The organism is Methylobacterium sp. NFXW15, from assembly GCF_049887755.1.
Lineage (GTDB): Bacteria > Pseudomonadota > Alphaproteobacteria > Rhizobiales > Beijerinckiaceae > Methylobacterium.
In genome coordinates, this window is the sequence record NZ_JAGEKG010000006.1 from 55664 (window position 1) to 70605 (window position 14942).

At 62.9% G+C, this 14942-nt stretch carries 8 protein-coding genes; 1 reads left to right on the forward strand and 7 read right to left on the reverse strand.

Features of this window, described 5'->3' with window-relative positions:
* Position 1: 1 nt before the first annotated feature.
* Positions 2–832, reverse strand: a complete 831-nt coding sequence (locus J4O73_RS14735; protein ID WP_426218470.1) for a hypothetical protein — start codon at positions 830–832, stop codon at positions 2–4.
* Positions 833–875: 43 nt separating this feature from the next.
* Positions 876–1859, reverse strand: a complete 984-nt coding sequence (locus J4O73_RS14740; RefSeq protein ID WP_426218472.1) for a hypothetical protein — start codon at positions 1857–1859, stop codon at positions 876–878.
* Between the two features lie 179 nt (positions 1860–2038).
* Between J4O73_RS14740 and J4O73_RS14745 the strand changes: the two genes are divergently transcribed.
* Positions 2039–2983, forward strand: coding sequence for a restriction endonuclease (locus tag J4O73_RS14745; RefSeq protein WP_426218474.1), 945 nt, complete (start codon positions 2039–2041; stop codon positions 2981–2983).
* Between the two features lie 23 nt (positions 2984–3006).
* On the opposite strand, the gene J4O73_RS14750 is transcribed toward J4O73_RS14745, so the two are convergent.
* The 5 genes from J4O73_RS14750 to J4O73_RS14770 form a co-directional block, all read right to left on the reverse strand.
* Entirely contained in the window at positions 3007–4020 is a 1014-nt protein-coding gene (locus J4O73_RS14750) for a DUF3883 domain-containing protein (protein WP_426218475.1), read from the reverse strand.
* 403 nt (positions 4021–4423) lie between these two features.
* On the reverse strand, positions 4424–5470 hold the full coding sequence (locus tag J4O73_RS14755) for a hypothetical protein (RefSeq protein WP_426218477.1): 1047 nt from the start codon (positions 5468–5470) through the stop codon (positions 4424–4426).
* A gap of 2 nt (positions 5471–5472) precedes the next feature.
* Positions 5473–11010 carry a DEAD/DEAH box helicase gene (locus J4O73_RS14760; RefSeq protein WP_426218479.1) on the reverse strand — a complete coding sequence of 1846 codons (5538 nt, stop codon included), beginning with the start codon at positions 11008–11010 and terminating at the stop codon, positions 5473–5475.
* A 7-nt stretch (positions 11011–11017) separates the two neighbouring features.
* Positions 11018–12097, reverse strand: coding sequence for a hypothetical protein (locus J4O73_RS14765; protein ID WP_426218481.1), 1080 nt, complete (start codon positions 12095–12097; stop codon positions 11018–11020).
* On the reverse strand, positions 12094–14931 hold the full coding sequence (locus J4O73_RS14770; RefSeq protein WP_426218482.1) for a hypothetical protein: 2838 nt from the start codon (positions 14929–14931) through the stop codon (positions 12094–12096). Before J4O73_RS14770 ends, J4O73_RS14765 begins: the two co-directional genes overlap by 4 nt.
* Positions 14932–14942 lie beyond the last annotated feature (11 nt).

The following is a 14942-nucleotide window of genomic DNA, read 5'->3' on the forward strand; positions in this document are numbered from 1 at the left end:
CTCAGGCGGCCGGCCGAAAGCTCACGATCTGGCTCACTCTGTCGCGGAGGAGATCGCTCCTGCGGAGCACCTCGACGCCGCCAGGAACGTCCCGGATGGCCGCCCCGGTCGTGATCCCAAGCTGAACGTTGTACCGGTTCCACTGCTGCCCACTCGGGTGCAGGACTCCGCCCAGGAGCCTGTCACCATCGATCAGCCCACGGGCGGCAAGGTTTTCCAGCACCAGCAGGGCGTTGATGCCGAATGGAACGATCCAGGCGTTCGACAAGCGGGCCAACTCGGGGACGAGGTTATCCTCGACCATGCGACGCATGAAGGGACGTGACATGATCCGTCGATCCCCGGCGAAGTTCGAAGCGTCCTTGAGGACCGGATAGCGCAGCACCGACGTCGAGTGGACGCGTGACGAGGCGGAGCCGAAGAGATCGGCGGTGCTGCGCACGCCGAACACCTGATGCAGGCCGAGATGATCCATGAGGCGGGCACCCAAGTCCCGCATGCCGGCGAAGGACGCGGTGGACTTGGCGGCCGCCGCGGCCTCCTCGACCGAAGCACCCTTCAAGGCGGCCGAACGGAGCGCCAGCAGGGCATCCTTTGCCTGGCGCCTTCCCGGAGTGACGCCAACGATGACGACGTCTGCCTGGTCATTGATCCAGTCGAATGGGGCATAGAAGGCGCTGAAGCGTCCCTCCCGACCGAGACCGAGAAAGTCGTCCCGGAAGGGCGAATGGCCCGCCGCGTCGATGCTGCGTGAGATCTCGTCCGCGGAACGGGAAGTCAGGGCGGTAAGTACGCGCTCGATCTGGGCACGGCTGGAGGCGTCGAGGCTCATCGGGGTGATCCTTTGCTGCTGGCGATTCGATTTTCGTTGGCGGTCAGAGTCGTGCGGCGGCGTCCGTGGCCATCCTGTCGAGGGCCGTCCGGGTGGTTCGCTCCCACCGGACCCCACGTGCCTGGGTCCGAAGTCCGCGCGGCGTCGGGCGCCGCCAGATCGGCTCGGGCGACCTTTGAAGCGCCGACAGCGCTTCCTCGAAGCTCGGCCAGGTCTTCTCCCGACCCGTGGGACCGGTCGTGAAGCCATCTTCACGACCGACGCCGGGATGGAAGGTCGAGCCGTCGGCGGCGACGGGAACGAACAGCATCTCCTCGTCCAACTCGTGGCGGTCGACCCTGGCGAGATCCTCGAACGTGTTCTGATCGCGCCAGGAGGAGGGGCGGAACAGCTTGCGCTGCTTCAGCCAATCCAGGGCCTGTGCTGCAGGCACCCCGCCGTCCTTCGGCTCGAAGACGCGCTCGCCTCCGGCCATCATGTTGCGGATGCGCCGCTCGCTGACGCCACCGAATTCGGCAAGCGCCCAGGGTTCGATGAGGTCACCCGTGTCGAGGGCGAAGCGACCGCGCGCCAGCCGCAGGGTGCGACCCGCATCGGCCGGATCGATCTCCCAAGACGCGAACGGCACCTTGTCCATGAAGGCGCCGGCCAGCGCGATCTCACTCTTAAGATAGGCTTCCCGGTCCTGCGGCGCAGACGCTCCAGTTAGCGCGATGCCGTAGTAGGCGTAGGCGTTCAGGTTATGGAACGTCTCTCCGAGCTTCCAGGAAAACGCGTCACCGAACGCATCATCCTTCAGGACCTCGGCCCAATCCTCGGGAGCTTCAACGCGGTAACCGAGCTGCCTGACTAGGGCTGCCATGCCGACGTCGGCGTTTTCCGACCCGACGATCTCGGCCAGCAATCGGCCGGTGCCGACCACGATGTCGATGAGTGTCGACCCCTCGAAGTCGTACCCGTTGCCGTATTGGCTATGAAACTGTTCGCGGAGCAGATCGGGGTCGGTCAAGGTGTCGGCGGTGGCCATTGTCTTCCTCGTGATAGCGGTCAATCCCGCCGTCACAAATGACTGTGCCAAAAGCCCGACGGCATCGCTACAGGAAATTCGTGATCCCGGTCAATCACGACGTACCGCGCCGACCGCAGGCTCGTTGAGCTTACGATGTTGCAGTTCGTTTGGCGGTATGAGCCGCCCGGATGAGCCGCATGGAGTCCGTCGTGTCCGATCTCCCCGTCTCGGTCCGCTACGTGAAGAACGGGGCGGGTGGCCGCTGGTGGCCCGATGCCAAGAGCATGTCGCGTCTGCACGCCGGCTGGGATCAGATACCCGACGAGACACTGCGAGAGAGCGACATCGCCTCCATCGGGTCCATCCTGCGCGAGCAATACGGCGCCAGGCCCGGTGCAACCCAGGATCTCAACGCGCTTCGGACACTACTGGAAGGACCGAGCCAGCACCTGTGGGTCACGTTCGAAGATGGCTTCTTGTGGTGGGCCACCGTACGCGATGGCATCACTGTCAGCCCGTCGAACGAGACGGCAGAACAGGGCCATTTCTGGCTCGATCTCGACCGGCCTTGGGACAATCGCTCCCTGGCCGGCCGCTACCTGGCTATGTCGGAATTGCCCGGCATCGTCACGACGACCGCCGGCTTCAAGGGAACGGTCTGCGAGCCGAAGGGGTGGCGCGAGATCCTTCGCCTGATCCGTGATGAGGAAGATGCCGACACGGCCGCCGCCATGTCGGCGCGGCTTGCATACCAGGCGGCCGTGGGCAAACTCGTCGCACGGCTTGGGCCAAGGGACTTCGAGGTGCTGGTCGACCTGATCCTCTCGCGGTCAGGCTGGACGAGGATCGCAAAGATCGGCGGGGCGACGGAGGGCATCGACGTTGAGGTCGAGAACCCTGCCATCGACGAGATCGCCTTCGTGCAGGTGAAGGGCCAGGCCGGGCAGGCCACCCTCGACGACTACGTCGCCAGGTTTAGGGCCCGCCGCGAACGATATCATCGCATGATCTTCGCAGTGCATTCGCCGAAAGGCGCGATCACCGCACCAGATGGAGATCCGGTCCAGGTATGGGATGGCGCGAAGGTTTCGGAACTCGTGGTTCGACTAGGCCTTGGCGATTGGTTAGCGAAGCGCGTCTAAACAAATTCAGATTTTGGTTCGTACTATGCGAAAGATGCCGAAAGTCGTGCAGCAATGACGGGTTCAATTTCCAATTGGCGGCCATCGGAAGCAGCCCAGACAAGTTTACCTCCCTTACTGGCTTCAGCATTGTGTCGAAACACATGGCTACGAGCATTCGGCGTCAATGCTTCAGTTAAAATATAGATTACGTACTGATATCGATGATCACTATGCTTCATTTTTTTATATTCATTTGGTGTGAGCTCTACCACGACGTCCTTACCGCTTAGGCCCTTCACTTCGACCTTAAGAATCGCACCGGTCGGTGCCGTTACGTTCAAATCCCAGCCAACACCATCCTTCTCGACTGAGTCGACGACCTGTGATCCGCCTTCCGCCGACTCATAGTAGGCGGTCGCATGCCTGACTGCCGCTAGTTCTATCTTCCTGCGAAGTTCGGGGTCGGTCTGTCGATTTGCGTACTTCGATTTCGAATTTGCCTTCTTCTCGGCAGGAAAATTTCCTCCAGAGTCGATGTAATCCTCCACGGCATCACGAAAACCTTGGTCTACGCCGTACCATACAGGACTTTGCCCAAGATTGCCCTTGGATTTCGCTGTGGGTATAGGATACAACCGGCGATCTACTGGCAGAAGCGTTGCATCATCGGCCTGCGCCACAATTTGATATCCTACCTCGAATCCGCCTTTCCTTTTTAGTTTGATATGCTCATTTTCTTTGTATACAGTAGCATTATTATACCATCCCACAATAAATGTTTTTTTGTTACTGGGATTTCGAGCGATCCAAACAACCGTAGCCGGATACACAAACTCGTCGATTCTCGATCCACCCAGATTTTTGAGATTGATCCGTGCAGACCGTGGCACATACCCGTAAACCTTGCCCTTAAGAGGCATGAAGTTCCATACCTCGTGCCCAATGTTGCCCTGCTTAAGATATCCATGGCCACCTACAGCCTGATCATTGACCGAAACACCGGCGTAGTCTTTCATCCATCCAATGTTGACAAAGACAATTTTGTTATGTGCCATTCTTTATGCCTCTGAAAGTTGCGCCGTGATTGAATGGCTCAGATGAACTGGTGCGCTTTCCAGCAATTTTTTATCTTCTTCTGTGATGGTTCAATCCGCATTCTTCGAAATGTTTACAGTCCTAAAGAGCGCAGGGCTACGCGGATCGTTGATAGGTGACATCCGAACATACAGTTCAGGATCCGCCATCACGGCAGGCATTTCATCGTCGGTAAAAGCAAACGATCGGGTTACAGCCTTCCATTGAGGATTGCCCACCTCATATCGAACAGCTCTGTACGAACCGTCTGCGTACCGATGGGGACTGCAGATCTGCCCCTTCTTGTTTGTAGACGTGAAAAACAATTCTCTACCAATCGAATTACTGCGGCTTTCATCGATAATTTTCATGCGCTTCGATCTTTCATTTTTGCTTAGCGAGCATAAAGTTTGCAAATCCGAAAACGATATATACCCCAACTACAACGAAAGCGTAGCCGAAGTTTAGCTTTCCGGCCGCATAAATGCCCAACAACGCTGCGGCCGCTGGTGAAGCGGCCGCAAGTGCTGCACGAATTATCTTGTTGAGCCCATCGGCCTCAGCGATGACTGGAAGCTCGAACCGCAGCTTCCATTTGCGCTTGTCCTCAGCGCTTGGTGAAGGCTCGTGCACGAAATTTAGGTAGGAGGCCGTTTGCACTTCCGGCCCTGTGCCCTGCACAATAAAGGTCTGTTTGTCATAGTCAGAATCGAGGGTCATCGCGCTTTGCGAAATGACCTTGATAGCATCGGAACTGGCGGAGATGCTGAGAACGTCAATGTTTTCGACTGCAGCCGGGGAGAAATAGCTGACTTGGATGTAGTACGGTACGCCAGCGCTGAGGGACATGGCCGTTCGGTAGTCCTGATGCCCTGCAGCGTCCTGGCTGAGGCCATACACCCGAAAGAAGCGTCCATACTTGGCATCCTTGAAGCCGTCGGAGCCTGCCAGCTTGGTGACGATCCTTTGCCAGGCATGATCGGAATTCGACGACTGAAATTTCGGGTCTTCGATTTGCCCGAAGAAGTATCTCACCCTTTCCCACTTGGACGCGGACTGCCCGCTGGGGACAGGGATTTCTCGGTCCAATCCCCCGAACCTGTCCTGAACATCGACGTTCTCGTCGATGTCGGGAAAGTCCGACAGCTTGAGGTCGAGGGTCATGAACCCTCCGACCACCTCGACCTTCTCGATGCTTGCGAACCGTGTCGGGACGATGCTGGGGAACAGCTCCATCTTCGAGGCGTCGAGGAAGCAGATCAGCGTCCGTTGCCCGTGAAGCTTTCCTGTCGACGCCGCGGCCAGAACCTTCGGATCGACAATCTTGGTCGCATATCTGAAACGGATGATCGCCCCAGGCGGCATGGATACCGAACGGGCGACATCCTCAAGGTACCGGACGCGGGAAGCCGACGAGAGGCAAACGTACATCGCTACCCGAGCCTCTCCTCGACCATCCTGACGGCGGCCGGAAGATTCCTTCGCACCAACAGGTCGTTCACGCAGATGATCGGCTCGGATTGCGCGTACGGGAGTTCCCTCAGCGCCCTGTCGGTCGGGATCTTGATGGCGACGGGTGAGGCCAGGGCAATCCAATGCTCCGCGCCCGTCTCCCGGTTGGTGGCAAGGATCGGTACGGTGACCTTCTTGCCTGCAGCAGTTCTCTCGACGCCCCGCTCGAACATGAACCTGTCAGAGAGTTGCCTCGTCACGTCCGAGAACAGGACGTCCAACGAGATAGCGGCTCTCTTGGGCGAATAGTCCGGGATGCCCCCCTCTAGGGCATGGCGCAGGAGCTGTTCCGCAAGTTGGCGGTCGAGCAATGGATGATCGAACTTGTTTTTGAAGCTCCTCAGGCACCGGTAGCAGGACGCGTCACAGCATTCCGGGCATTCGCTCAGGATGGCGAGCGTCGTCTTGAACAGGTCTCCGGCGCGATGGGCCAACTGGGGCGAGAAACCAGCGCCGCCGGCGAGGGTGTCGTAAAGGAAAATCTCCACCTCTTTGCCATGAGCCCCGGCAGGGGTCAGGGCCGGCCTGTATTCCGCGAGGATCTCCCCGCTCTCGATCTCCAAGAGCTTCGAGGCGGCCTTGGCCATCGCCTCGCACACCGTTCGAAGGGCCGTCTCTGTCTCCGTGTTCCCGGGCCGCAACTGGAGGGGCATCTCCAGCCGGATCGAGAAAAGGCAGATGTCCGCGATGAAGTCGGTGCCGAGCACCACATGCCTCGCGATCCGATTTCCCAGGCAGAGTTCCTCGTCGGAGTCCGGATAGGGAGGCTTGTGGGGCTGCCCCAGGTTCTCGTCCTGGTCTTTCTCGGCCTCGATGCGACCGCAGGCCGTGCAGTAGACGTACCCGTCCTCGCCGGGGCCCGTGTTCGAGACGAGTAGGTTTCTTCGCGTCGGGAATGCCCGGACGCGGTCGTTGACGGCTACCCAGCCATCCGCATCTCCCGGAGTGGACATGACCAGCTTTGCCCGTGTTGCGTACGCGGTCTCGCTCTTCTCATCCGGCTGGGATGTCGCGACCATGCTGAAGGGGTGGGCGAAACCAGGCGGACGGATCCAACTGACGGCGGGCCCGAAAGACCCCTCGGTCTCGCAAGCCTCGCAGGCTATGCGTTCGTTCCGCCGCTCCCGGTCGAAGTCCGTGGTCTTCGCGTGGTGGCAGACGTCGCACTCGTAGTAGAGCTTGCGCCCACGCCATGCCTTCTTGCGCTCTTCCTCGAAGGGTGAGTAGATCGCCTTCGACGTGTACTGCTTGTTCTTGATCCAAATCTGCTTGTTGGGTGCATACTGCGACAGGGCGATGTTCAAGCCTTGCGATGGGGCAAACAGCGTCTTGGCCTTGTACGAGGTGGAATTCGGATCGAACACGTGGAACGAGGCCACGTCCGTCGGAAAGGCATATCGCGGAAGCTTGCCGCGATAGAGCAATCGATCCAGCAGCTTGTCCGAACCGGGGTCAGCCAGTTCGTCATCCGCGCTGGGCACCTCAGCGACTTCCTCGGGGTCCTTCTCGTTTTCCTCCAAGGGCGGCGCCTCGACCGGAAGCGTCGGACCCTGATCGTCCACGGTGGCGTCGCCAGTCCAGTCGATGGCGTCCTCGACGTTCTTGAGGACGTCATCGCCATGGGTGGCGATGAGCAGGGCGCGATCCTCCGGCGTAAGCTCACTAGGGAGCCACCGGTCGAGCGCACTCTCAAGCTTCCCCTTCGATTCCTGCAGCCACGCAGCGAAGTCATTGCGGTTGAGAACCCCGCCGCCGCGAAACTCGTCGACCTTCCCTAGGACCGAGAACAGGTTCGCATTGGTGAGGGGATCGACACCGGGGATGCGATCCTCGGAGTAGCGCTGGATGATGAACGCGCGGACGTGGCGGCGGGCGATGTCCACGTTCTCAAGGGTCAAGCGAGGGTCGGTGACCGGCCCGGTGATCATCTCGTCCGGCTTGACGAAGTAATGGTCGTCGTGGCTGTCCACGCTCCCGAAGGCCACGACGGTCGCGACGGCGTTGCCCCTGCGACCGGCACGGCCCGCCCTCTGCTGATAGTTGGCCCGGCCCGGCGGCATGTTGCGCAAGGCGACGCCGGACAGCGCGCCGATGTCGATGCCCACCTCCATCGTCGTGGTGCTCGACAGTACGTCGATGGCCGGCTCCGACCGATCCGTCCCCCTCCATGCGAGGTTGATGTCTTGGAAGCGGATCTCGTGCGCCTCGGCCTGGGAGAAAGCGTCGTCGGCCTGGGCAGCGTTGAGCTGCGCGGTATGCTCGGCCGCGATCAGAGAGAAGGGGGCCTGAGCCTCGTCCTCCATCGCGGTGGTGACCGGCTTGCGATAGAAGCCCTTTCGAGCCTCGAAGACCTTGTCGTCACCGGGGTCGAATGACTGGACGTTCAAGGAACTGCAGTCGATGCAGGTCGGGACGCGGCTGATCGGACGGTGGACCGAACGGCAGGTTTCGCACCGCCGCCAGTCCCCTCCGAACTCCAGCATGAGGTTCTTCGCGAGAAGCCGCCTGCCGCCGTCATCGGCCGTCACGGTGAACTTCTGGAGCAACTGGGGGAGCCACTTCCCGTCGAACGCGGCGCGCGTGCCTTTCGCGACCAGCACCTTTTCCATCGGAGCGAACTTGCCCGCGTGGCCCTTGACCTCCTTCTGCCACCAGACCCCCGGCATGCCCTTGAACCAGATTCCCGGTTTGCGGACCCAGCACCGGAGCCAAGCCCTTACGACCTGGACCTTCTCCTCAGGTGTCGTGGCCAATCCCGGCAGGTCAGGAAGGGTCGGGATGAAGGCCTTATGCTTGTCAGCCTCGCGGACGCTCGCCACGGCGAGGGCTTCCAGGCCGAGGTGGTGATCCCGGATCACCCGGACGATGGCCGAGAGGAGGTTCTCGGGGCAGGTCTCGTCGAGCAACTCGTAGACCTGATCCTTGTCCACCTCGCTTCCGAAGGTGCCGGAACCGACCGTCGGCATGGTCTCGCCAGCGGCCAACTCGGGCCGAATGCGAACGCGGTGTCGCTGAGCCGCCACCATCAGGCCCGCGAAGGCGCAATCAAGCGTGACCTTGTTCCCAAGCAATTCGGGATCGCCCAGGATCTTGAGGCCGGCCGGGACGAGCGCCCTGACGGTGTCCCTCAACGAGAAGGTCTGCAGGGTCGGGGCGAGGCGGGCCGCCATCTGACGAGAATCGGAGAAGATCAGGACCTTCCGCCCACGGAGGGGCGCGAAATCGGAGGCATCCTGAGGCCCAGGCGGCTGGATGCGGATCTGCGTCGAGAGCAGGGCCTGGAAGGGCTGGTCGCCCTTCGTCTGGTGATCCTGAACCGAGGACTGGTTGTAGGCCGCTCTACCCTCACAGCAACCGCAGGGCACGAACTGGCCAGGCGTGGCGCGCCGAGGTTCGTTATCGTCATCGACGACCTCCGGAGCCTCGGGAGCGAGGTACACGTGCCGTACCCGGTTGCCCGGGATCTCAGGGTCAATCTTGCCGTTCATCAGGTCGTAAACGGCGATGCGATGAGCGTCCGGATCAGGCGGTACCTCAAGCATGAGGTCGAACGGCTGGAGCGCCTCGGCCCCGCCCTCGTCGTTGTGGATCAGGGAGCCGGGGGCGGCCCAGGTGTCCGATGGACGGTCAGGGCGGGTGGCATAGCCTCGGGCATACGAAATCCCGCAATCCCGACAGGTGAAGTATTCGAGGACGGTCGCGCCGCAGTCGCATCGTTCATGGGGCTGGGCATACATGCGCCCCGCCGGCCCGCCTCGTTCGTCGGGTGGCAGCGCCGAGCATTCCGGGTCCATGCAGACCCAAAGGCCGGCGAGCCCACGGAAGAACGTGTGGATGCGGCACGGCAGGAGGCTCGGCTGGTCGGGAGCCAGCTTGGCCCGGCTGCCGAGCGCGAGGAGGGACGTGATGGCCGTGTCCGCCCTGAGGCTTTCGACGCCCGGGAAGATGAGGTCGCCGAGGGCTCCCAGCGGCCGCGCGACCTTCATCGTCTCGTTCACGAGCATGTTGAATGGGGCGAAATCCTTGAGGGCGGCATGGAGGTTCGGCTCCAGGTCGCCTTCCGGTGTCTGACCGCGATACTTCAGGAACGAAGCCGTGGTCTGCCGCTGGAGGTCGGGGTCGGCCGAATAGAAGTCGTCCAGAACGACGCCTTCCAGGGCGGCCACGTCGGCCTCGTTGCCCGTATGGGCGGGCTTGCGGTGGTTCAGCGTCCCGGTCACGGGAACGAAGCTTTCCCTCGGCACACCGGTGAGCGCCGCGCCGAAGCGGTCAGCGTTCTTTGTGTCATCGAAGCTGGCGGTCGAGCAGATGACCTGCAGCCGGTCCGGGCCGATCCCGAGACGCTCGCGCAGGCGCCTGAGGAGAAGCCCCACCTCCGCGCCCTGGGCGCCGCGGTAGAGGTGCGCCTCGTCCATGACGATGAGGAGTTTCTCCTCGGGGTTGTCCTGCAGCCACTCCTTGGTCTTGTCGAAGATCGGCCGCTCGATGGGCCGGAGCATCATGTACTCCAGCATCGAGTAGTTCGTGATGAGGAGGTCCGGCGGGTTCTCCTGGACCTCGTGGCGGGTGATCAGTTCGGCGTCGTGGGGGCGGAGCACGCCGCGCTTGGACTGCTTGTTCTTGCCCGGCCAGTGGGTGCCCGGCTTGCCGAACCACGCGGAGACGCTTTCCTTTGACGGCCACTTGCCCCGCTTCGACAGTTCGGCGTGCAGGTGGCCCGCGCGCTCGTTCTCCTCCTCGCTGGTCGGCCCCTCAGTACCGGGCAGGGCCTTGGCGGCGTCCTCGATGGCGCCGAAGAAGGTTCCGATGGTGGCCAGCCGCTTGCCGTCCTTCGCGGAGGTCCGGACGCCGGCATAGGGGGTACGGCTGGTGTACCGGGCGAACCGTGCCGGGCGCCCAGCCCATTCCTCGAACATCCTGACCGTGCGGGTGTCGCCGAACATCAGGCGCAGGCGGCCGAGCTGATCATTGACGAGCGCGTTCATCGGATAGAGCACGATGGCGCGCACCGCGTCGTAGCGACGGAAGGACTTGGGCCTGTCGCGCGCCTCGATGGCGAGCTTCCCGAGGATGGGCAGAAGGAACGATTCCGTCTTGCCGGACCCCGTTCCGGTCATGACCATCAGGTTGCGCCCGTTGCCCAGCGTCTCCTGTATGGCGGTGGCCTGGTGGCTGTAGGGCGGGTTGAACACGAGGGGATCGCCCTCTGAGGTGTCCGCCAGCCTGCAGTAGGCCTCCTTGGCCGCCGCCGGCACGCCCTGCATGTCCTCGTACCGACCGCCGGGAACGTAGCGTGGCGTGCTTTCGAGGAACGGGACTTGGTGGATGTTGCCCACCTCGCTGAGCAGCCGGCGGCGTTGGTCCACCATGCCGGGATGGCCGATGTGGTAGGTGGCCTCGATATACTCGGTCAGGGTCCGACGGAGTTCGTCGACGGTCTGCTGGATGGTGGTTGTCATCGGGCGCTCAGTGCGTCGTTTCTTCGAGCCACAGGCAGTTCTTTAGGAAGTCCAGGACGTTCGGCAGTTCGCTGGGCCTGATCGCGAACGCCATCAGGCACCGGGGACGTTGGGCCCGGGCACCCGAGACGAGCAGGCGACGCTGTGCCCAGGAGGGCAGCGGCGAGAGGAACTCCAAGAAGGTGGCGTCGTCGTTCCGGGCCACCCGGAACACCTGCCGCCTACCGGCCAGGGCGTCCTGGGCCATCTGGATCCGCCAGGCGATGTCGCAGGGTCTCCGGAGATCGCCGGCGGACGTGACGTCGAGGAGGCGCACCGGACGGCCGCCGTCTAGTTCCACGATGCACCAGAGGTCCGCCCCGTAGGCCTGCGGCCTGCGCCCCACGAAGCGACCCGACAGCTTCTTGGGCTCCTCCCAGCGACCCTTGTAGTAACGGACGCTGCTCTCGACCGAGATGACGTGAAGGCCGTCGATCTCTCCGCTACGGTCCTGGGCCGCCAGCTTGTCCCACCAGACACGGAGGAAGGACCCCGGGGTCTCCTCACGGGGCAGGCGAAGCCAACCCTTCTGGTCGAGGGAGGGAAACCCGTTCTCCGCGAGCAGGGCGCTTAGGTCCGAGGATCCATCGCCCTGGAGGAACCGCAAGGCGCCGACGTGGTGGACACGGGCCAAGGTCGAGGCGGGAAGCGGCGTGATCTCCTCGTTTCCGAGACCGAGGATCACACAGGAATCCGCACCCCGCATCACGTGGTGCGGCGGGGCGGGCCGTATGACGAATGAGGCGCGGCCGGAGCCTTCAACGGGCACCTGCATCTCAAGAAGGTCGCCGTAGGCGAGCAGTTCCTCGGTGGCCTGCTCGACCGCCAGGGCGAGCGCAGACCTGTCGGACCAGAAGCCCCGGAGCGCCTCTACGGCTACGGCCTCCAGCGCCCCGCGACCGCAGGGCGTGACCGCAAGCGCGGCCCGGCGGATCACTTGGCAGATGAAGGCGACGGTTCGTTCTGCGTCCTGACCTGGGTCCGGAATGCAGAGGGATGACGCGATCCGGGTGAACGCATCCTTCGGCGGGATGACGGCGACCGTCATGCGGCTACCTCCTTCGGTGCCACCGGCTCCGCATCGACGGCAGTCACCGCGCGCACGAGGAATGCCCCCCTGGCAAGGCCCTTATTAGCGGCGATGCCCTCGAAGAGGTCGCGTCCCCTGCGGGGATCCGCGAAGGACAAAGCCGCAGGCTCCATGGCTATCTGCCATGCCGTCTTGATGGCATCGGCATCGGAGCAAACCTGATACCGGGTGGCTGCCTGCCGGAAGAGCGGCAGCCCTCCCCGCAACGCATCGGGCCTGCCCGCGAAAGCCTCCGACAGCGCTTTGGCGAATGAGGGGACCCCTACCATTTGCTGCAGGGTTCGGTCGCTCGTCACACGCCGCTCGGTGAACTCGCGCGTGGCCCTCAGCCAATGTTGACCGCACAGGATCTCCAGCAACCTGGCGTCCAGGTCCTGAATGGTCCGCCACCTGCGGATTGTCGCGAGGGGACCCATACAGTTCGCGCCTTTCCAGAGGCGCTGCAGGTTGATCAGCCGCGGGATCCGTCGGGGATCCTGACCGACGAAATCGAGAGGTGGCTCGAAAGCTAGGTCAGCGAGCGACGTCGACTTCCCCGATGGGGAGAGGGCAATCACCGTGCGGTAGCGCTTGCCATCCAGCATGGCGACGAACATGGACCCTTTCGCCGCGAGCGGGACGCCGGCCATGCATGCGTCGGGTGTCATCGCGATTTTCACGTCGGGCGCGATCAGGTCGTAACGCTCGACCGAAAGTTTTTCGGGCCGGTCTGCCTCATCGATCAGGCGAACCGTCATGCTCCCGCGCTCGCGCGAAACCTTCCAGCGGAGCGGCTCGACCTTATTGCGGAAAGATACGCGGGCGGATCCGAGTTCGCCGGCATCGAAGACGATGTCGACCTTGGGCGAGGACTGGATGAGGTCCCAGCACTTCTCCTTGTTGAGCGGATCGACGGCGCGCCTGAACCAATCAGGGTCGGCCGGGAGCTCCCTCTCGCCTAGGCGCTCGGCTGCCTGAACGTGACCGTTGACGTCGAAGAACTCCGCCTTGGCCGTGACCTTCCTGCGCGGCGGCCCGATAAGGGTGATCCGTGCCTGCCCGGCCAGGAGTTCGCCGAGCCTGGCCTCCGGTGGGTCGACGGAGACCTTCAAACCGCAGCGTTCGGAAGGCGCCTTCGACCATGGACGCGGTGCCCGCACGAGCGTTCGAAGCACCTCGGGCTGAACCCGCTCAGCCAAGCCTTTGTCCATCGGCACCGCGGCAACCGTGACCGTCCCCGGGCCGAGGGGAAGTCGTCCGCAGGTGCATAGGATCTCGGACCGCCCGTCACCGGGTATTCTGACGGCCGGCGAGGAGCCGACGGCCACCTGATATTCACGTACCGCGTAGTCGGCCGATAGCCTGAGGATGATTTCGTCGTCGGGCGACCAGATCGACTGGCCCGTCGAAGGATCGAGGCTCGGCACGATGCCGGCTGGGTCGATACGAGCTCCGAGGCTGTACCCCAGCCCGATCTTCTCCAACGCCGCCAGGCGGGTGCCGCTGAGCGCGTCAGGGACTTTCAGTTCATAAAGGTTGGATCCCTCCGCCTCACGGATCACGCCAAGCTTGAGTTCCTCGACCGCCGTGCGGGCGAGCGGTTGCGTGGACGCCAGCACGTAGGTCTGTCCGACGCGAACGTGGTGCCCGATGACCTGCCGGGCGACGCCGTCTGCCTGCACCCTCAATAGCCAGGGAGATGGTCCGGGGATCGAGATGGCACGGCGGAGGGCCTGCTCGACACCCGGCATCTTCGTCTCGAAGTCGATGACCCGATCCGTGGGCGGAAGGCGGGTGATCGCGGGTTCGGACTTGGAGAGGCTAAGGAGTGAACGTCCGGGTCGCCATGTGCCCTTCTCGTCAAAGAAGCGGATCCTCGTCTTATCGAGTTCCGGATTGCCGATCTTCGCCGCCTTGAGGATCGGCCTGAAGTCGGGAAGTTGCAGCCTCAGGGTCCATGACCCACCGCCGGCACGACGTGCGGTCAGTAGAGCGTGCCTCTCGATGGGCACCGCTTCGACGGGCCTCTCCTGAACCTGCTTGGGTTTGGCGGGCGCTGGCGCGAGGTGACGGGACTGCTTGAGGCTGGCCTCTCGGATCACCCGTCGGGCCTCGCGCAGCCACTCCTTGGCGGCCTGTCGCTGCTCAAGGTCGCCGATGATGCGAGAGAGGGTCGCCTTCTCGATGGGCGAGACCCTTTCGCCGATGCCCTCGTCGCGCAGGGCGATGAACAGCATGCCGGTCAGGTTGACCTGTTCAAGGAAATTCCCGAACCGGGTGTTCGTATCGGGGCCAGCCTTGCGCAGGAGTTCGCCGATCTTGTCAGCGCCTTGGTCCTGGATGCTGGCGAGCCGATACCTGCATTCGTAGAGGAGTCGTGCGAACTGGGACTGCAGGTCCTTGGGCAGGATCGAGTGCGTGATCGGCCAGGCGATGATGGAGAAGTGCTCGGCCCAGGGACCCTCCGGACGGATCCCGCTGAACCGCTCGCGGAAGCGCTTGTACCAGTCCCGGATCGTCGTGCGGCTGCCCATCGTCGACCAGCCGGGAACCGCCCCTTCGAACGAGGTCCAGAACTCGACGCCGTCGAAGGAGTAGCCCACCTCGGCGGCGGCGGCGATCCAGCAGAGCCAATGGGCGTGGTCGAGCTTGCCCTTCCTCTTCAATTCACCTGACAGGAAGAGCTTGAGCGAATGGATCTCCGGCTCGCTCAAGCCGTGTTCCAACGCGAAGACAGGTAGGCCGCTGGCGGCGCGCTGGGTGCGCAGGGTGGCGAATTGCCTGTCGAGCCGACGATTGAGGTCTGCCAGCATCGAGGTCTCCT

Coding starts and splice junctions, on each gene's coding strand:
- J4O73_RS14765 (WP_426218481.1), bottom strand. CDS start 12,097: ATGACGGTCGCCGTCATCCCGCCGAAGGATGCGTTCACCCGGATCGCG.
- J4O73_RS14755 (WP_426218477.1), bottom strand. CDS start 5,470: ATGTACGTTTGCCTCTCGTCGGCTTCCCGCGTCCGGTACCTTGAGGAT.
- J4O73_RS14750 (WP_426218475.1), bottom strand. CDS start 4,020: ATGGCACATAACAAAATTGTCTTTGTCAACATTGGATGGATGAAAGAC.
- J4O73_RS14760 (WP_426218479.1), bottom strand. CDS start 11,010: ATGACAACCACCATCCAGCAGACCGTCGACGAACTCCGTCGGACCCTG.
- J4O73_RS14745 (WP_426218474.1), top strand. CDS start 2,039: ATGGAGTCCGTCGTGTCCGATCTCCCCGTCTCGGTCCGCTACGTGAAG.
- J4O73_RS14735 (WP_426218470.1), bottom strand. CDS start 832: ATGAGCCTCGACGCCTCCAGCCGTGCCCAGATCGAGCGCGTACTTACC.
- J4O73_RS14770 (WP_426218482.1), bottom strand. CDS start 14,931: ATGCTGGCAGACCTCAATCGTCGGCTCGACAGGCAATTCGCCACCCTG.
- J4O73_RS14740 (WP_426218472.1), bottom strand. CDS start 1,859: ATGGCCACCGCCGACACCTTGACCGACCCCGATCTGCTCCGCGAACAG.